The organism is Cohnella lubricantis (genome assembly GCF_014212015.1).
GTDB lineage: Bacteria > Bacillota > Bacilli > Paenibacillales > Paenibacillaceae > Cohnella > Cohnella lubricantis.
The window spans coordinates 1-16,431 of sequence record NZ_JACJVN010000041.1 but is presented as its reverse complement, the minus strand read 5'-3'; the positions used below and the strand labels follow the sequence as shown (position 1 = coordinate 16,431).

The following is a 16,431-nucleotide window of genomic DNA, read 5'->3' as shown; positions in this document are numbered from 1 at the left end:
GAGGGGGAGCCTCGTGTCAAATAACGATAAGATGACTGGCGTTCAATTGGCATGCGTGATGTATTCGACGGTGCTTGGCACAGGATTTATCACGCTGCCTACGACTTCTTACCAATATGCGCGGAACGGTCTGTGGCTGACTATGTTTCCCGGCATATTGACGGCGCTAATCTCCATGGGCTGCGCGGTCAAGCTGAGCCGGATGTATCCCGGGCTGTCGCCCGTCGCTTACATCAAGCGCATTCTGGGGCGAATACCTGGGTTTCTCGTCGGTCTGCTGCTATTCCTCTTCTGCCTGCAAGCGGCAGGGGTGACGGTCAGGCAATATGGTGATTTCGTCACAGGCAGCTTCATGAACCGAACGCCGCTTACGTTCGTAATCGCCTCTATTGCGTTGCTTGCGGGCATTGCCGTGAGGTGCGGGGCAGGCGTTATCGCCAGAAGCGCCGCTCTACTCACGCCAATCTTTGTGCTGCCGCTGCTGCTTCTGGTGCTCCTCTATCCGCATCTTGAGTTTAGATATCTGTTCCCGCCGTTGGAGCGGGGGATCGTTCCCGTACTCAAGGGCTCGCTCACGCCGCAAGCCTGGATGAGCGAGGTGTATCTCATCTCGTTCTTCCTGCCTCGCCTGGCGAGCGGCGTCAAGATCGGGAGATGGGCAGTCGCCTCGATCGCGGCGATCGTAGCCAGCATGTTCTACGTCAATCTATTCTCGATCCTTCTGCTCGGTCCGGACACCGGCAGCAAGTTGGTCACGATCTTGATTGCCTTCCGATATATCAACGTGGCGGACTTCTTCGAGAACATGGAGGCTTTCCTGCTGGCCATGTGGGTCGTGGGGAATTTCGTTAAGCTGGCTGTGTTCTATTATGCGGCTTCGATGAGTTGCTCCGAATTGTTCAGGCTGCGCGATTACCGGCTGATTGTTTTTCCGGTCGGCATACTCATCCTGATTTTTTCCATTTGGGATTTGCCCTCTTTTGCGATCGTAGCGGAACAGAACCTGCTGGTGGCGCCGTTCTGGGTTCCAACGATGATGGCCGTGCTGCCGGGCCTGCTTGTCATTGCCGCGTCCATTCAATGGAGACGCAGATCCTTGCAATCGCGACCGAACGGATAGAGAAGGAGGAGGCAGATGGGCAAGTGGTTCTTCTGGGAAGTAGCTATCGCAGCCGTTATTATCGCCATTTCCGAATGGAAGAGGCTGCAGGAGCAGCCGGGTAAAGACCGCATCGTTTTTCTCGCGCTTCTGCTGGCTGGCGCGGTCCTATCCTTTCTGAACTTGCCAGATACTCCCGGACCAACGAGTGTGATGGCATATGTGTTCAAGCCGCTGCGTCCCTTGGTGGAGCCTTAAGCATGAGAAGACTGCCTGTAAGAGGAGAGTCGATTCGATGAGGACGGCGATCGGGCTTGCAGCCGTTCTCGCAATGCTTGCATTCTCCACCGGCTGCTGGGACCGGAAAGAGCTGAACGACCTGGCTCTCGTGACCGCCGCGGCTTTCGATCGAGGAGCGGGAGATTCCGTACGCGTTACGGTGCAATTTTTTATTCCCAAGACGGCAGTCACCGGCGGAGGCGGCGGAGGCGGCGGAGGGCAGGAGCAACAGACGGCAACCCGATATGAAGAAGGCGAGAACATTGCGGACGCATTGGCCCGGCTGCAAATGAAGGTGCCTCGCAAGATCTTCTGGGGGCAGTGCAAAGTGTTCATCTTCTCGCAAGAACTGGCTAGATCGGGCATTCAGAATCACTTCGATCTGCTGATTCGCAGCCCGCAGTTCAGAGAGCATGCCTATATGTTCGTCAGCGAAGGGCAGGCGGCTGCGGTGCTCGATACCTACCCGCCGCTTGAACGTTCTTCCGCCAGCGTGATTCGAGATTTGACGCAGTTGGACATCGGGATCAAAGTGACGGTGGGAGAACTCAGCAGGCAATTCAAGAGCGATTCCCATGTGCAGATGATTCCGATGGTCCGTATTCTGCCGCTCGGGAAGGGGAAGCGGGCGATTCCGTATGAGAGCGGTACGGCTGTCTTGAAGAACGGCAGAATGACCGGCACAATGTCCGAAGGGGTCACGCGGGGCGTTATGTGGGTGCTGAATCAAATAAGAGAGTACGTTGTGACTTTTGAGAATGAGGAGGGACCGAGTCGCGGCAGAGTGTCTTTGCGTCCGGTCAAAGCAAGCACGAAGGTAACGCCGCGAATGGTTAACGGAAGCTGGCAAGTCGATATCTTCGTCCGCACGCAGGGCGATATCACCCAGAACGAGACGCTGGAGAACCCGATTAACCCTGAGGTGCTAGCCCGGCTGGAGAAGTCATTCTCAGACGAAATAGGCGAACGGATCAAGCAATCGCTCCGCGAGGTTCAACGTAACCAGAAGGCCGATGTCGTCAGCTTCGCCGAGGCGTTCCACCGCAAGTATCCGAAGCAGTGGGAGAAGGCCAAGGACGATTGGGAGAAGATCTTTCCCGAGATTAAGGTGAACGTTCGCGTTGCCGCACGCATCAATAGGCCGGGACTGGTCAACGTTCCGGGCGGCGTTCCGTATGACCAAGTGAACAAGGAATAATCGAAGCCAGAGATTTGACGCGATCGCGCCTCTTTGCTCTAATGAAGACAATGAAGGAGGCGCAGAGAATGGCAGTGTGGCCGAATCACGAGGCCGCTTCCCGGCGGGAGCGGCTGCAACAGCTCATGAGGCAGCAGGGGTTAGACGGATGTCTGATCTCGCAGAATGTCGGCATCTATTATTGGACCGGTTCGATGCAGACTGGTTATTTGTTCATCCCGAGAGAAGGGGAGGCTGCTTATTACGTCAAGCGAAGCTTGCTCCGGGCGAGCTCCGAATCCCAGGTTCGCACGGTAGATTTGGGATCGTTCCGGCAGTTCGGAGCGAAGCTCGCGGCGGATTACCCGGCTGTCTTCGGCAAGAGCCGCCCGCGTATCGGGGCCGATCTGGATGTCATGCCAGCGCAGCTATACTTGAAGCTGCTAGAGCTCGTGCCGGGTGCGGATTGGAAGGATGCTTCGAGCCTGCTCAGGCGCGTCCGCAGCGTCAAATCCCCCTTCGAAGCGCAGCGGATTCGGGTCGCCGCTCAAGCGGCAGCCCGCGCATTGGACGATGGCTTATCCGAATTGAAGGAAGGGATGACGGAGCTGGAGCTGCTCGCGGTCATCGAGTATGCCATTCGCCGGCAGGGGCATATCGGGCTGATGCGAATGAGAGGCTACAACCAGGAGATCATGACCGGCATGGTAGCGGCTGGCGAAGCCGCGGCGGAGCCCTCTTACTTCGACGGTCCGGCAGGCGGCTTGGGATTGACTCCCGCTGCTCCTCAGAGCGCTTCCGGCAGACCGATTCACAGAGGCGAGCCGATTCTGCTCGACATTGGCTGCTGCATCGACGGCTACGTCATCGATCAGACCCGGACGGCGGTGATCGGTTCACTTCCTGGCCAGTTGGAGAGAGCTTATGAAGCGGCGGTCGGCATTCTCCGGCGGACGGAGAGCCATCTCGCGCCTGGAGCCGTTCCGGAGCAACTGTACGCCGAGGCGCTGGAGATGGCCGCGGAAGCGGGCTTGTCCGAGCACTTCATGGGCTTCGGAGCCGACCAGGTTCGCTTCCTCGGGCATGGCATCGGCCTCGAGATCGACGAGTGGCCCGTTCTGGCGCGAGGCTTCGCGGAGCCGCTGGAGCCGGGAATGGTACTCGCGATCGAACCGAAATTTACGTTCCCAGGCCTCGGCGTCGTCGGGATCGAGAACAGCTATCTCATCACGGAGAGCGGCTTCGAGACACTGACTGCCAGTCCGGAGAAGCTATTCATCGTCTGACCGGAAACGATAAGACGCAAGAAACCGGCCGATCGCTCGGCCGGTTTCTCTCTTCGTTGAATCCGTCATCAGGTAGCTCTGCCGCATTTCTGCCGCATTAGAAAAAGATTTGCCACAACAAGCAGACGCACACGCCGTACAGCCCTAGAGCGGACGGAATCAGATAGAACGAATCGCCTTGCTGTCTAAGCAGCGGACGAATTCCCCGTTCGATCGCCAGATAGCCCATGACGATAACGGCTAGCAGAACGACGATCGCGAGTGCCGGAATGATATATTGTAGAATGAGAGCCGCGATCGCTCCAATCCCCAAGTACAGCTTGGTCATGCCTACGATATTCAAGCTTTGAATGACCGTTACACGCTGCTTGAACATGCGTGCCGTGCCGGTTACGACGAGCGACAGCACGACCCATTGGAGCAGCAGCAGGAGCAGCAGCCTGAAGAAGGCGGAGCCGTAATTCGGGACGACATCCGAATAGAACAACTCTCCGAACCCGCCCATCAAGGCGGACAGGATGCTATCCAGAATCCTGCGGATGAACAGAACGGCGGCTAAAGCGGCGACGATCGAGCCGACGACAGCGATGACCAGTCCCGGAACGGCATTCGCGAAGCCCGTTGCCCGATTAAGGGCGGCGGAAGGGCTGAGCAGCGCTTCCTTTGCCCATTCCGCGAGTGGGTGAAGCTCAATCGATTGCTGCTGCGGCCTCGCCTTGAATCCAGGTTCAATGGCAGCGGTTTGTTCTTGGGCAGCTAGGCAGGCATCGCACCGATCGTTCGTTGGATCCGGGATCGGGGACCCGCACATCGTACAGAATTTAGCCATTATTTTCCCTCTCTTCTTCCTATTTCCGAATATGTGGATCCGGAGGAACATAAAGAAAGTATAGAGGGCGGCTCAAAATCATGTCAACAAAAGTCGACTATTTGCATAAATCCGGTGTTTTTTAGTAGGATAGATAGAAGCAGTAGACCGCTTTTGTCTAGGGAGGGGAACGGCATGCTGAAGCTCGGGGATCGAATCGTTATCGTGAACGATCGCTTCGAACAGAATCTTCCCGTTGGAGAGTACGGCTATATTATCGCCTATGATAGAAATAACGACAGCGTATTTGATTATATCGTTCGAGTGCCCAAAGCGAACCGCCAGTACTATGTCTCTTCGGATGACGTAGAGCTCGAAGAGGTTCTGCTCGCCCAAGAGGCGGATCGAATCGAACGCGAAGCGCTGATCGACTTCGCGCTGGCTACCCGCAACGAAGAATTGTTCAGGCGGATAATGAATGGAGATTCGCCGGCGGAACCGGAATCCGACAAGGAAGTGCTCAGCCGCGAGGAATTCATCAAGCAGATCAATTTGAAGGCCTGGATCTAAGGATCTAATCGACATCCCAATCCCGGACAAGCCTGTATGCGGGCTCGGCCGGGATTTTTATCTGCGACTAGATGAACGCGGAGGCCGGCAGAGGGACAGGCGACGGTCTTCCGAAAAGGTATCCTTGCAGCAGCGGCACGCCAGCCTTAGCCAGATAACGCCAGTCCTCTTCCTGCTCGACGCCTTCTGCAAGCACGACGCCATGGAACCTGGCGGCCCGGTCCAGCGCGTCGTCGATATACTTCTGCTTGCCGGCATCGGCGTGGCAGCCGGTCACCCACTTGCGGTCCAGCTTCACGTATTCCGGCTTCAGTCGGTCCATCGCCGCCAATGTGGCATGCTTCTCGCCGACGTCGTCCATCGCCAGCCGAATGCCTTCTCCGCGGTAAGCATCGAAGATATCGTTCAGATGCCGAATATCGTCCAACTGCTCCGTCTCCACCACCTCGAAGACGAAGTCCGCCGGATCCAAGGCGTGTTCCCGAATGGCGCCGAACGTTCTCTCCAGGCAGGAGGACGGACGGTAGATCGAGGAAGGCAGGAAGTTAACGAATTTCTTCACGCCTTGCGGCACGTGGCGAGCCGCCAAGCGGATGGCGCTGTCGCGGGCTTCTCTGTCCAAGTAGGAATGTAGGCCTGCTTCACGCGCCTTCTCGAACAATTCGGCCGGGCGGAACGGCGGATGCTCGGGCAGCGGCCGCAGCAGGAATTCATAGCCGATCGATTGGCCGCTTGGCTGAACAATCGGCTGCATGTATGAGGTGAAGCGGCGGTTGAGGATGAGGTCGGCAATGCCGTCGCCGCCGACATTCGCGAACAGGTAGCCGATCGGCGCCCAACCGTCGGCTGCCAGCCCTGCCTCATATGTGCCGTCCTCCGCATTCTTCTCCAAGCGCTGTGCTGCCTCGTCTTCATAGGCATCGCCAGCCGAATCCTCATACGTAATTCGGCAACGGACGGCTCGGCTCTGTTCTTCGTTCATCCACCGGCGCAGATGGTTCACTAACTGGAGGAAAGGCTCATATTGTTCGAAGCGCAGCGACCAGACGCGCCCTTGCGGCGAGGCGGATCCTTCGCCCGCGAAGCTCTCGAGCAGCTCGCAAGCGCCTAGATCGTCCGACGCCAGCTCCAGAAGGCCGGCGTCCCGGAGCGGATGCCTGCGGTTGCGCATGTGGTAACGGGCCAATGCCATTCCCTCCTATCTCCTCCAACTCGTCTCCTCCTCTAATATTCCCAGCTTCCGGAGTTTATGAGCGCGTCCACGGGTTTTCTTTTTCCCAGGTTGTCCGATATAATAATGAGAATGATTCGACACGAACGTGAGGAGGATACTGGACCATGAGCATCACCGTCAAAGACGTGGAACACGTCGCGAATCTGGCGCGTCTCGAGCTATCCGAAGCCGAGAAGGATCGGTTAGCCGGACAGCTGAGTACGATTCTGGAATATGCGGATAAGCTGAACGAGCTGGATACGAACGGCATCGAGCCGACCAGCCACGTGCTGCCGATCTATAATGTAATGCGGGAAGATGAGGTCAGGCCTTCCCTGTCGGCCGAGAAGGCGCTTCTTAACGCGCCGGAGGAAGAGGACGGTCACTTCAGGGTGCCGGCCGTAATGGAATAACATAAGGGAGGAACTCCACTTGTCTCTGTTTGATATGCGGTTGTCCGATATACATAACCGTCTTCATCATAAAGACCTGTCGGTATCCGAGCTTGTCGATGCGTCGCTCAAGCAGATCGGCGAGACCGACGGGAAGATTGGCGCATTCCTGACGATGGACGAGGCCGGAGCGAAGAAGCAGGCTGGGGAGCTGGATGCCTGGACCGGCGAACGCGGCTTGCTGTTCGGCCTTCCGGCCGGCATCAAGGACAATATCGTCACGGAAGGGCTGCGCACCACCTGCGCCAGCCAGTTCTTGGCGAACTACAACCCGATTTACGATGCCGGTGTCGTAACGAAGCTCAAATCGGCACAATCCGTCACGGTAGGCAAGCTGAACATGGATGAATTCGCGATGGGCGGCTCGAACGAGAACTCTTCCTTCCATCCAGTTCGCAATCCTTGGGATACGTCCCGTGTTCCGGGCGGTTCCAGCGGCGGATCTGCCGCATCGGTCGCTGCCGGCCAAGTATACTTCTCGCTCGGCTCCGACACGGGCGGGTCAATTCGCCAGCCGGCCGCTTACTGCGGCGTTGTCGGCTTGAAGCCGACGTACGGTCTCGTCTCCCGTTACGGCCTTGTAGCGTTCGCGTCTTCGCTCGACCAGATCGGTCCGATCACGAAGAATGTTGAAGACGCGGCTTACGTGCTGCAGGCGATCGCCGGCCATGACGAACGAGACTCGACTTCTGCCAACGTCGATATTCCGGATTACGCTTCCTCGCTGACAGGCGATGTCAAAGGCTTGCGCATTGCCGTTCCGAAGGAATATTTCGGAGAAGGCGTTGATACGCAGGTGAAGGAGCGGGTGCTCGAAGCGTTGAAAGTGTACGAATCGATGGGCGCCGTATGGGAAGAAGTGTCCTTGCCGCATACAGAGTACGCTGTCGCCGCCTATTATCTGCTGGCGTCGTCCGAAGCATCCTCGAACCTGGCTCGGTTCGACGGCGTGAGATATGGCGTTCGCTCGGAGAATCCGGCGAACCTGCTTGACCTGTATCGCCGTTCCCGCAGCGACGGCTTCGGCGCGGAAGTGAAGCGCCGGATCATGCTCGGCACTTACGCGCTCAGCTCCGGTTATTATGATGCTTATTACAAGAAGGCGCAGCAAGTCCGCACGCTCGTGAAGCGCGACTTCGATCAAGTGTTCGAACGCTTCGATATCATCCTGGCGCCGACGGCGCCGACGACGGCGTTCAAGCTCGGCGAGCAAGCGGACGATCCGCTGACGATGTATATGAACGACATCTGCACCATTCCTGCCAGCCTTGCCGGCATTCCGGCGATCAGCATTCCTTGCGGATTGGCAGAAGGCCTGCCTGTCGGGCTTCAAATTATGGGCAAGCCGTTCGACGAAGCGACGGTGCTCCGCGCCGCCCACGCCTATGAAGGCAACACTGAACATCATAAGCTGCGCCCGGCGCTGTAGAGGAGGAGGAGCCAACAATGTCTACCCCATTCGAGACGGTCATTGGACTTGAGGTGCACGTCGAGCTGCATACGAAGTCCAAGATCTTCTGCGGCTGCTCGACCTCGTTCGGAGCGCCGCCTAATACCCATACGTGCCCGGTCTGCCTTGGCCATCCCGGCGTGCTGCCCGTGCTGAACCGCCAGGCGGTCGAGTACGCCATGAAGGCCGCGATGGCGATCAACTGCGAGATTGCCGAATGGTGCAAGTTCGACCGTAAGAACTATTTCTACCCGGACTCGCCGAAGGCGTATCAGATCTCGCAATATGACCAGCCGATCGGCAGCAATGGCTGGATCGACATTGAAGTGAACGGCCAGACGAAGCGGATTGGCATCACCCGCCTTCATCTGGAGGAGGATGCGGGCAAGCTGACGCACATAGACGGCGGCTTCGGATCGTTAGCCGACTTCAACCGCGTCGGCACGCCGCTCGTCGAGATCGTCTCCGAGCCAGACATCCGTTCTCCGGAGGAAGCGAAGGCTTATCTGGAGAAGCTGCGCGCCATCATGCAATATTGCGATGTCTCCGACGTCAAGATGGAGGAGGGCTCGCTGCGCTGCGACGCCAACATCAGCCTGCGTCCGTGGGGACAGAAGGAATTCGGCACGAAGGCGGAGCTGAAGAACATGAACTCGTTCCGCGGCGTGCAGCGCGGGCTCGAGTATGAGCAGATGCGCCAGGCGGACGTGCTGGAGAGCGGCGGAACGATCGTACAGGAGACTCGCCGCTGGGACGATGCGCAGGGCAAGACGTTCAGCATGCGCGGCAAGGAGGATGCGCATGACTATCGTTATTTTCCAGACCCGGATCTCGTTCGGCTTCATATCGATGAAGAATGGAAGGAACGCGTGCGGGCTTCCATTCCGGAGCTCCCCGATGCGCGGCAAGCCCGTTATACGGAGCAGTATGGCCTGTCTTCCTACGATGCCGGCGTTCTGACCGCATCCAAGCAGCTTGCCGACTTCTTCGAAGAGAGCTTGAAGTACACGAGCGACGCCAAGGCGTCCGCTAACTGGATCATGGGCGATCTGCTCGGGTATCTGAACGCCAACAACCTGGAGCTGGACGACGTGAAGGTCACCGGCCAAGGGCTCGGCGAGATGATCGGATTGATCGAGAAGGGCACGATCAGCACGAAGATTGCCAAGACCGTCTTTAAATCCATGATCGAATCGGGCAAGTCGCCGCAGCAGATCGTCGAGGAGCAAGGGCTCGTACAGATCAGCGACGAAGGCGCGATCGTGGCCATCGTCGACGCGGTTATCGCCGCCAACCCGCAATCCGTGGAGGATTTCCGCGGCGGCAAGGACAGGGCGATCGGCTTCCTCGTCGGCCAGATTATGAAGGAGACGAAGGGCAAGGCGAACCCTGGCATGGTGAATAAGCTGCTGATGGAACGCCTCAAAGGCTAATAACGGAATGATGGAACGGCAATCCTTATAGAAATTAAGGATAGCCGTTTTTTCCCATTTGGATTTATGATAAAGAGTATACGAAGAGTAGGAGCAAACAGTATTCATGGTGATCGAACGATTGGATCTGTCGAATCGGGAGACGGCGGAGCTGGTGTGGAGCTTGCAGCATGCAGCCTATCGAATCGAAGCGAACCTCATCGGCGTCACTGATCTTCCGCCGCTTCGCGAGACAGTCGCTGATCTGGAGGCCTGCGCCGGGACCGAGACGTTCTGGGGCTGCTGGACGGAGGACGGCGAGCTCGCAGCCGCCGTATCCGCGGAGACTGGCGATGAGGCGGGGAGCTCAACGGTCTGCCGGGTGATGGTGCATCCGGATTATTTCCGCCAGGGGCTTGCCAGCAAGCTGCTGTCTGTTATGATGGCGGAGTATGCGCCGGGCTCCGATTGGGATGTGACGGCGGAGGTTCGCAATGAACCGGCACTGTCCTTGTATGCGAAGCTGGGCTTCCTGCCTGCTGAGACGTTCTGCCCGGCGCCGGGCATCGCGATGGTGCGGATGCGGAAGCCGGCAAGTGCCGAAGCCGAGACTTAAGGCTGGCGGCGGCCCCGCCGCCGAGCCATTGTTCATTCGGCTCGTATCATGCTACGATTTGGGAAGGAGAAGGCGGCATGGACAATCCTTGGGTGATTGATAATTGGCATTTGATGTTCCGGCTGCTCATCTCCGTCATTCTTGGAGGTCTGATCGGCTTTGAACGGGAACGCAAGAATCACGCGGCGGGTCTGCGCACGCACACGCTCGTCTGCATGGGATCTTGCTTGATTATGATTCTGTCCATTTACGGATTCACGGACTTCATCGGGCAGCCTAACGTGAACCGCGACCCGGCCCGATTGGCGGCGCAAGCGATTACCGGCATCGGTTTTCTCGGAGCCGGTACCATTCTGTTCACGGGCAAGTCGATTACGGGTCTGACAACCGCCGCTTCTCTATGGGTGGTAATGGCTATTGGATTAGCTGTTGGCGCCGGATTCTATTTTCCTGCTGCGATCTGTTCGGTTCTTGCACTGCTCGTGCTCTGGGGTCTTCATATCGTGGAGAGAAGATTCGTCAACCAGACGAAGGAGCATCTGATCACGTTATCGGTGGACGCCAACCAGATCACGACGGAGCAGCTTCAGGAACTGCTCCGGGAGAAGGGCGCCAAGCTGCTTCGCATTCAATATGAGGAATCTTACGTCGGCCCTAACGACTCGGTGCGGACGCGGATTCGTCTGAGGGTGAACATGGCGAAGATCGAGACGGCTCTCGAGCTCGTGGAGCGGCTGCGCAAGACGGCAGGCGTCTTCGCCGTCGGGGTCGAGTAGACCGGTTCGGAACGGAATCGACTTCTTGGAGGTGAACGGATATGAGTTCTAGCGGTTATCCTGATCAGCCTGTCCGGAAGAAGAGAAAATGGGTATCCGCGCTCTTGTCGCTTCTCTTCCCGGGAACCGGACATATGTATTTGGGGTTAATGGCCAAGGGAATCGCCATCATGCTGCTGCTATCGCTCAACATTTGCGCCATCGTCTATTTCGCGATCGAATATGGCAATGGCTCCGGCAGCGGCAGCAGCGTCCTCGTCATCGTGCTGGTCAGTCTGCTGGTGCCGATCCAATACTTCTATAGCTTGTTCGATGCACTGCAGCAGACCGAGGCGGTTAATGACAGGCACGCGGCGGGTTGGCTCGGAGCTTCAGGCCCGAACGGGATGCCCTCCGCACAGGGAACCCCTTCCCAGCACCAAGTGTCCGTCGCGGGAGTAGTGCTGCTGGCGGCAGGCGGACTCGCGTTGTTCTCCATCGCCGACATGAACTGGACCCGGTGGTTTCTGCATTCGTCGGGCTCGATGACCGGAGCCGTTATCCTCTTCGTGATCGGCGGTTTGATCTGGGTGTGGGAACGGCGGGGCAGCTCGAACCGCAGAGGTTGATCGGCCGGCAGTCCAAGCGCGCTCCGAATGCCAACGCAAGCGCCATCGGACTTTCGTGGCTTCGGTCGGGGGCTTCTTCCATTGACAATTGCAAAAATAAACATTTACAATTAGTTTAACACGAAGGAAAGGCTGTGAGGTGAATGGACTCCCGGGTACATCATGCCGTGGACCATCTCAAATCCGGCGGGGTCCGGATGACGCCGCAGCGTTATGCGATCTTGCAATTTCTGATGGAATCAGAGGATCATCCTACTGCCGACGACATTTTTCGAGCGCTGTCTCCTCAATACCCGAGCTTAAGCGTAGCGACGGTCTATAACAATTTGAAGCTGTTCGTGGACGCCGGCTTAATTAGAGAATTGACCTACGGAGATGACTCCAGCCGATTCGATTCCGACTTGTCCGACCACTACCATGCGATCTGCACGCGCTGCGGAACCATGGTCGACTTCGATCATCCTCCCGTGCGCGCGGTTGAAGAAGCTGCGGCACAGAGAACCGGATTTATGGTGCAAGGCCACCGGATGGAGATTTACGGCCTCTGCCCAACGTGCGCTTCGCTGCGCTCCTAAATACAAGAAGATAAACGCGCGGAAGGTCGACAGCCTTGCGCGCGTTTTTGCTAGTGGCTTCCGGATCCCCTCCCGGCATCTGCCGATGATTGGATGCAACCGTTCGCGGCTGCTGATCGTCCAGTTTAATAGACTTCCAATGGGAGAGTGAAGATTTGAACACGATGGTCATGACCGGCCGGCGCCGTCCCCGACCTCGCGGTCGGTTGGGACGAGCTTTGGCGCTGCTCCTCTTATTTCTAGCTTCTGCCGCTGCCGTCATCGTCTGGTGGGCGGTGACGAGGCCGAATATGTCTCACGAGATTCCGGAATATATGGCAAGGCCTCATCCGATCATGATCGAAGGGCAATGGAGCCAGTCAACCGCGCTTGGCGAAGGCGAAGGCTTGCTCGTTCCGCTTAGCATCGCCCAGCGGCTGCTCGGGGACGGTGTACATTACGAAGCCGCCACCGAGACCATTATTCTGACAACGTCAACGGAAGTGCTGCACTTTAAGACCGGAGCGCTGGACGCGACGCTGAACAGCAAGCCGATTACGTTAAGCTTCGCGGCCCGTAAGTCCGATGAAGAAGGCGAGCTGTACCTGCCCTTCGCGCCGCTGAAGCAGCTGTTCGGCATTCAAGCGGACGTGGGAGCGCAGTCGGGCATCGTGACGCTGCAGCTGCCCGAGAGTACGCTGCAGACGGCGGTCGTTCCCGAGAATGCCGGGAAGAACGGCGTTCAGCTGCGGTCCGGTCCGAAGCGTTCTTATCCGATCGTCGAGGATATGCCGGCGGGGACGGGCTTGACGATCTGGGGTGAAGAAGAGGGCTGGTACAAGGTTCAATCCGCAGAAGGCTTCCTCGGCTACGCGGAGAAGAGCGACGTCGTCCTCTCTTCCATCCGGAAGGTTCCTTCGGCGGCTTCGGCGGCGGACGAGGAGCCGTTCGTTCCGTGGAAGCTGACGGGCAAGCGGATCAACTTGACTTGGGAAGCTGTCTATACGGCGAACCCGGACACGCGATCGATCGGCGAGCTAACCGGCGTGAACGTCGTCAGCCCGACCTGGTTCGAATTGAGCAACGGAGAAGGACAAATTGTCAGCAAGGCGGATGCAGGCTATTCGAAGTGGGCTCGCGACCAAGGCATGCAGATATGGGGGCTGTTCAGCAACGGCTTCGATGAGGAACGCACGCATCAGGCGTTGGCCAGCTACGATGTCCGCCTGAAGATGATCCAGCAGCTGCTCGCTTATGCGAAGACCTTCAGCTTGCAGGGCATTAATATTGATTATGAGAGCGTGAAGACTGAAGACAAGGACAACCTCATCCAATTCGTCCGGGAGCTGACACCGCTTCTGCATGAGCAGGGCCTGGTCGTCTCGATCGATGTCACGCCCAAGTCGAATAGCGAGCTCTGGTCGCTCTTCCTGGACCGCAAGCGATTGTCGCAGACCGTGGACTATTTGATTCTGATGGCTTACGACGAGCACTGGGCATCGAGCCCGGAAGCGGGCTCTGTGTCCTCTCTTCCGTGGACGGAAGCTTCTATCAAGCGGCTGTTGGAGGAAGATGACGTTCCGAAGGACAAGCTGATACTGGGTATGCCGCTGTATACGCGTCTGTGGACGGAGAATCCGGGCGAGGACGGAGGCGTTGAGGTCTCTTCGAAGACGATGAGCATGACCGCCGCGCAGAAGCTGATCACGGACAAGAAGCTGAAGCCGGAATTGTCCGAAGAGACCGGCCAGCACTATGCGGAATACACGGAAGACGGGGCCACTCGGAAAATATGGTTTGAAGACGAGACGTCCATACAGGCTCGTGCGGAGCTGATCAAGAAGTATGGCTTGGCGGGAGCCGCGACGTGGAACCGGAGCTTCGCGGATTCCGATATATGGGCGGTGCTGGACAAGGCGCTCCAGTCGCACCCCTAATCTATAAGAGAGGCGCAGCTGCGGATCTTCTTCCGCCGGCTGCGCCTCTTGCCTTATGTATGAGAGAGAGTCTGTCGATCCGTCTCAACAGCTGCCATTTCAACTGATGCGCCTTCCGTCGCTTCCTCCGGATCCCAAGTGAGAATCGTATGGCAGTACATGCAGCGGTCCGTCTTGCCGAGCATCTTCGTTCGTTTGCCGCACTCGGGGCAATCGATCACCGGCGCGCTCGTGGACAGCATGCCGACCCAGAAATAGATCATCATGCTAGCTGCGCAAGTCAGCAACCCGAACACCATGAAGATCGCCGCAATGATCTTGCCTACTTGGCCGAATAGCAGAATTCCGCTTGTGCCGAGCACCATCAGCCCCATGCCGCCGAATACGAGCAGCAATCCCCAAGTCCGCATCGTAGAAATTTTGCTAGCTCTAAACTTCATGTCTACGTAACTCCCATCTTCTTGATCAGTCTCGACATATTTGGACATATCCGACATCCCGGCAGGAAACCGAAGCCGTTCTGTAGAAGATACTTACACCTGCAAAATCATTATAGCTTACAATCAGCAGACAGACCACTTTCTGGATTCACAATGGGGAAGAGGGACTGAGTGATCGAGGTGATGGTGACCATGAGTCGGATGAATGACAGCGGACTGTTCTATACGGATTTGTTCGGACGCGAGGACGGGCTGATCAGCCTGGTGTCGGTCTCGAATTCCTATTCTAATGAGACGCTGTTCGACGGAATGGACCGTCTTATTCTAGCTGTATACGATCAGGAGCAAGAGAAGGGGACAGAACATCTGATTGTCGGAGACACCCGGGTTCTCGTTCGAAGAGTGACCGCGGATTATCTGGAGATGTGGGTCATGAGCGGGGAGAGCCGGGGGGCTGTTCAGTGGGTCGTCCAAGGCGAGGTGCTGCTCGATCGGGGCGGGTATATGACCGACTTGAAGCGCCGCTTGAACGATTGGCCGGAGCGGATGAAGGAACGCAAGATGCTCATCGAGTTCTCGAAGTTCATGAAGACCTACTTGCAAGCGAAGCAAGACCTGAAGGACGGCCAGATTCTTGACGCCTACAGCCATATCCTAACGTCTCTGCATCATTGGGCGCACATCGCGCTTATAGAAGAAGGAATGAATCCGGAGTTCACCGTATGGGTGCAGTTGCGGCGCGTGAACCCGGGCATCTACAAGCTGTATGAAGAACTGACTACGAATCGGGAGACGGTCGAACAGCGAGTGCAATTGTTGATTCTGGCTTGCGAATTCTCGGTTCTGACGAAAATGAAGTCTTCGTGCTCGTTGCTGCTGCGCCTGATCGAGACAAGAGCGGAAGGGTGGAGCGTGCCGGAGCTTATGGAGCATCAAGAATTGAGGGGGCTTTCCCTGGATTTGTCCTTGCTGCTTCAGAAGCTGGCGAGGAAGGGCTATCTGTTGGAGGTCGCCCGGCCGAAGCGGGAGGTCGGAGCCGGCGTGATGGAACTGCGGTATGCTGCCGTTCCCGGGAGCATGGCAGCTGAATAGATGTACTCCAATCCTCCTTCGGGAGGATTTTGGTTTATCGGAATATTTGGCTGGTAATCGGGGATGGTATCAGGAGAGCGCCGCGAATGACGGAGCGCTGGAACGCGGATTGCCGGAATTGCCGTCCGATTGCAGTAGGATCGAGACTGGCCGTCCCAACGCGCGAATCGCTTGAAATGACTGAATATTACTTCTTTAATTTTATGTCGAAATAGCGTTGACTCGGCCGTTGTATCTGTGTTAAATTAATTCTCGCCGCCGCAAGAGGTAACGCGGTGGTGAGCGAATCAAGCAAGAAAGTACGGACTGGAACAAATTGGTCCTTGCAATCGAACGAGACGCTGTGATATATTATGAAGGTCGCTGTTACGACAACGACGAGTTAGAGAAGCAACGAACTTGTTCCTTGAAAACTGAACATCGAGCGTAATCGATCCGATCGTCGATCGGATTTAACGGACCCTGTCGAACTTGAGCTTCGGTTCTTGGGAGACGGACAACGATTTAACAACGAATGAGCCATTTGGCTCTCTCAAAGTAGATGCTTCCGATGCGCGTTCCTTTGGAGCGCCGGAGGATTTACCTTTATGGAGAGTTTGATCCTGGCTCAGGACGAACGCTGGCGGCGTGCCTAATACATGCAAGTCGAGCGGATCTCATTG

General features: G+C 57.1%; 17 protein-coding genes and 1 rRNA gene. 15 read left to right on the top strand and 3 right to left on the bottom strand.

Annotated features, from left to right (window positions below; translation table 11 throughout):
• Positions 1 to 13 precede the first annotated feature (13 nt).
• The 4 genes from H4Q31_RS11515 (at position 14) to H4Q31_RS11500 (ending at position 3,841) form a co-directional block, all read left to right on the top strand.
• Positions 14 to 1,120: a GerAB/ArcD/ProY family transporter gene (locus tag H4Q31_RS11515; protein ID WP_185179228.1), complete on the top strand. Its 1,107-nt coding sequence runs from the start codon at positions 14 to 16 to the stop codon at positions 1,118 to 1,120.
• Between the two features lie 15 nt (positions 1,121 to 1,135).
• A complete protein-coding gene (locus tag H4Q31_RS11510; protein ID WP_185179227.1) occupies positions 1,136 to 1,357 on the top strand; it encodes a hypothetical protein in 222 nt (73 codons plus the stop codon).
• A gap of 37 nt (positions 1,358 to 1,394) precedes the next feature.
• On the top strand, positions 1,395 to 2,576 hold the full coding sequence (locus H4Q31_RS11505) for a Ger(x)C family spore germination protein (RefSeq protein WP_185179226.1): 1,182 nt from the start codon (positions 1,395 to 1,397) through the stop codon (positions 2,574 to 2,576).
• Positions 2,577 to 2,644: 68 nt separating this feature from the next.
• Positions 2,645 to 3,841 carry a M24 family metallopeptidase gene (locus tag H4Q31_RS11500; RefSeq protein ID WP_185179225.1) on the top strand — a complete coding sequence of 399 codons (1,197 nt, stop codon included), beginning with the start codon at positions 2,645 to 2,647 and terminating at the stop codon, positions 3,839 to 3,841.
• A 97-nt stretch (positions 3,842 to 3,938) separates the two neighbouring features.
• Here the strand turns inward: H4Q31_RS11500 and H4Q31_RS11495 are convergent, their stop codons facing one another.
• Positions 3,939 to 4,670, bottom strand: coding sequence for a hypothetical protein (locus H4Q31_RS11495; RefSeq protein ID WP_185179224.1), 732 nt, complete (start codon positions 4,668 to 4,670; stop codon positions 3,939 to 3,941).
• Positions 4,671 to 4,844: 174 nt separating this feature from the next.
• Here H4Q31_RS11495 and H4Q31_RS11490 point away from each other — a divergent pair, with 174 nt between their 5' ends.
• On the top strand, positions 4,845 to 5,219 hold the full coding sequence (locus H4Q31_RS11490) for an ATPase (RefSeq protein ID WP_185179223.1): 375 nt from the start codon (positions 4,845 to 4,847) through the stop codon (positions 5,217 to 5,219).
• A 67-nt stretch (positions 5,220 to 5,286) separates the two neighbouring features.
• Here the strand turns inward: H4Q31_RS11490 and H4Q31_RS11485 are convergent, their stop codons facing one another.
• The gene (locus H4Q31_RS11485) at positions 5,287 to 6,411 is read right to left on the bottom strand and encodes an EAL domain-containing protein (RefSeq protein ID WP_185179222.1); all 1,125 of its coding nucleotides are present in this window, start codon (positions 6,409 to 6,411) and stop codon (positions 5,287 to 5,289) included.
• A 146-nt stretch (positions 6,412 to 6,557) separates the two neighbouring features.
• On the opposite strand from H4Q31_RS11485, the gene gatC reads away from it, so the two are divergent.
• The 8 genes from gatC (at position 6,558) to H4Q31_RS11445 (ending at position 14,237) form a co-directional block, all read left to right on the top strand.
• Positions 6,558 to 6,845 (top strand): Asp-tRNA(Asn)/Glu-tRNA(Gln) amidotransferase subunit GatC, encoded by a 288-nt coding sequence (gene gatC / locus H4Q31_RS11480; protein ID WP_185179221.1) that lies wholly within the window; start codon positions 6,558 to 6,560, stop codon positions 6,843 to 6,845.
• Between the two features lie 19 nt (positions 6,846 to 6,864).
• A complete protein-coding gene (gene gatA, locus H4Q31_RS11475; protein ID WP_185179220.1) occupies positions 6,865 to 8,313 on the top strand; it encodes an Asp-tRNA(Asn)/Glu-tRNA(Gln) amidotransferase subunit GatA in 1,449 nt (482 codons plus the stop codon).
• Positions 8,314 to 8,330: 17 nt separating this feature from the next.
• Positions 8,331 to 9,767: an Asp-tRNA(Asn)/Glu-tRNA(Gln) amidotransferase subunit GatB gene (gatB, locus tag H4Q31_RS11470; RefSeq protein ID WP_185179219.1), complete on the top strand. Its 1,437-nt coding sequence runs from the start codon at positions 8,331 to 8,333 to the stop codon at positions 9,765 to 9,767.
• A 106-nt stretch (positions 9,768 to 9,873) separates the two neighbouring features.
• Positions 9,874 to 10,362 (top strand): GNAT family N-acetyltransferase, encoded by a 489-nt coding sequence (locus H4Q31_RS11465; RefSeq protein ID WP_185179218.1) that lies wholly within the window; start codon positions 9,874 to 9,876, stop codon positions 10,360 to 10,362.
• Between the two features lie 77 nt (positions 10,363 to 10,439).
• Positions 10,440 to 11,138, top strand: a complete 699-nt coding sequence (locus H4Q31_RS11460; protein WP_185179217.1) for an MgtC/SapB family protein — start codon at positions 10,440 to 10,442, stop codon at positions 11,136 to 11,138.
• Positions 11,139 to 11,179: 41 nt separating this feature from the next.
• Entirely contained in the window at positions 11,180 to 11,746 is a 567-nt protein-coding gene (locus tag H4Q31_RS11455; protein WP_185179216.1) for a hypothetical protein, read from the top strand.
• A gap of 143 nt (positions 11,747 to 11,889) precedes the next feature.
• The gene (locus H4Q31_RS11450; RefSeq protein WP_185179215.1) at positions 11,890 to 12,321 is read left to right on the top strand and encodes a Fur family transcriptional regulator; all 432 of its coding nucleotides are present in this window, start codon (positions 11,890 to 11,892) and stop codon (positions 12,319 to 12,321) included.
• Between the two features lie 164 nt (positions 12,322 to 12,485).
• Positions 12,486 to 14,237 (top strand): glycosyl hydrolase family 18 protein, encoded by a 1,752-nt coding sequence (locus tag H4Q31_RS11445; protein ID WP_185179256.1) that lies wholly within the window; start codon positions 12,486 to 12,488, stop codon positions 14,235 to 14,237.
• A gap of 53 nt (positions 14,238 to 14,290) precedes the next feature.
• Here H4Q31_RS11445 and H4Q31_RS11440 read toward each other — a convergent pair whose 3' ends face one another.
• Positions 14,291 to 14,677 carry a DUF2614 family zinc ribbon-containing protein gene (locus H4Q31_RS11440; RefSeq protein WP_185179214.1) on the bottom strand — a complete coding sequence of 129 codons (387 nt, stop codon included), beginning with the start codon at positions 14,675 to 14,677 and terminating at the stop codon, positions 14,291 to 14,293.
• A 171-nt stretch (positions 14,678 to 14,848) separates the two neighbouring features.
• Here H4Q31_RS11440 and H4Q31_RS11435 point away from each other — a divergent pair, with 171 nt between their 5' ends.
• Together H4Q31_RS11435 and H4Q31_RS11430 are read left to right on the top strand one after the other, a co-directional pair.
• Positions 14,849 to 15,769, top strand: a complete 921-nt coding sequence (locus H4Q31_RS11435) for a nucleotidyltransferase-like protein (protein ID WP_311771726.1) — start codon at positions 14,849 to 14,851, stop codon at positions 15,767 to 15,769.
• Between the two features lie 584 nt (positions 15,770 to 16,353).
• Positions 16,354 to 16,431: ribosomal RNA gene (locus H4Q31_RS11430) — 16S ribosomal RNA — on the top strand; the annotation flags it as partial.

Excerpts from the sequence above, each read along its gene's own strand:
- H4Q31_RS11510 (WP_185179227.1), top strand. The coding sequence starts at position 1,136 with ATGGGCAAGTGGTTCTTCTGGGAAGTAGCTATCGCAGCCGTTATTATC.
- H4Q31_RS11505 (WP_185179226.1), top strand. The coding sequence starts at position 1,395 with ATGAGGACGGCGATCGGGCTTGCAGCCGTTCTCGCAATGCTTGCATTC.
- H4Q31_RS11500 (WP_185179225.1), top strand. The coding sequence starts at position 2,645 with ATGGCAGTGTGGCCGAATCACGAGGCCGCTTCCCGGCGGGAGCGGCTG.
- H4Q31_RS11495 (WP_185179224.1), bottom strand. The coding sequence starts at position 4,670 with ATGGCTAAATTCTGTACGATGTGCGGGTCCCCGATCCCGGATCCAACG.
- H4Q31_RS11490 (WP_185179223.1), top strand. The coding sequence starts at position 4,845 with ATGCTGAAGCTCGGGGATCGAATCGTTATCGTGAACGATCGCTTCGAA.
- H4Q31_RS11485 (WP_185179222.1), bottom strand. The coding sequence starts at position 6,411 with ATGGCATTGGCCCGTTACCACATGCGCAACCGCAGGCATCCGCTCCGG.
- gatC (WP_185179221.1), top strand. The coding sequence starts at position 6,558 with ATGAGCATCACCGTCAAAGACGTGGAACACGTCGCGAATCTGGCGCGT.
- gatB (WP_185179219.1), top strand. The coding sequence starts at position 8,331 with ATGTCTACCCCATTCGAGACGGTCATTGGACTTGAGGTGCACGTCGAG.
- H4Q31_RS11465 (WP_185179218.1), top strand. The coding sequence starts at position 9,874 with ATGGTGATCGAACGATTGGATCTGTCGAATCGGGAGACGGCGGAGCTG.
- H4Q31_RS11460 (WP_185179217.1), top strand. The coding sequence starts at position 10,440 with ATGGACAATCCTTGGGTGATTGATAATTGGCATTTGATGTTCCGGCTG.
- H4Q31_RS11455 (WP_185179216.1), top strand. The coding sequence starts at position 11,180 with ATGAGTTCTAGCGGTTATCCTGATCAGCCTGTCCGGAAGAAGAGAAAA.
- H4Q31_RS11450 (WP_185179215.1), top strand. The coding sequence starts at position 11,890 with ATGGACTCCCGGGTACATCATGCCGTGGACCATCTCAAATCCGGCGGG.
- H4Q31_RS11445 (WP_185179256.1), top strand. The coding sequence starts at position 12,486 with ATGGTCATGACCGGCCGGCGCCGTCCCCGACCTCGCGGTCGGTTGGGA.
- H4Q31_RS11440 (WP_185179214.1), bottom strand. The coding sequence starts at position 14,677 with ATGAAGTTTAGAGCTAGCAAAATTTCTACGATGCGGACTTGGGGATTG.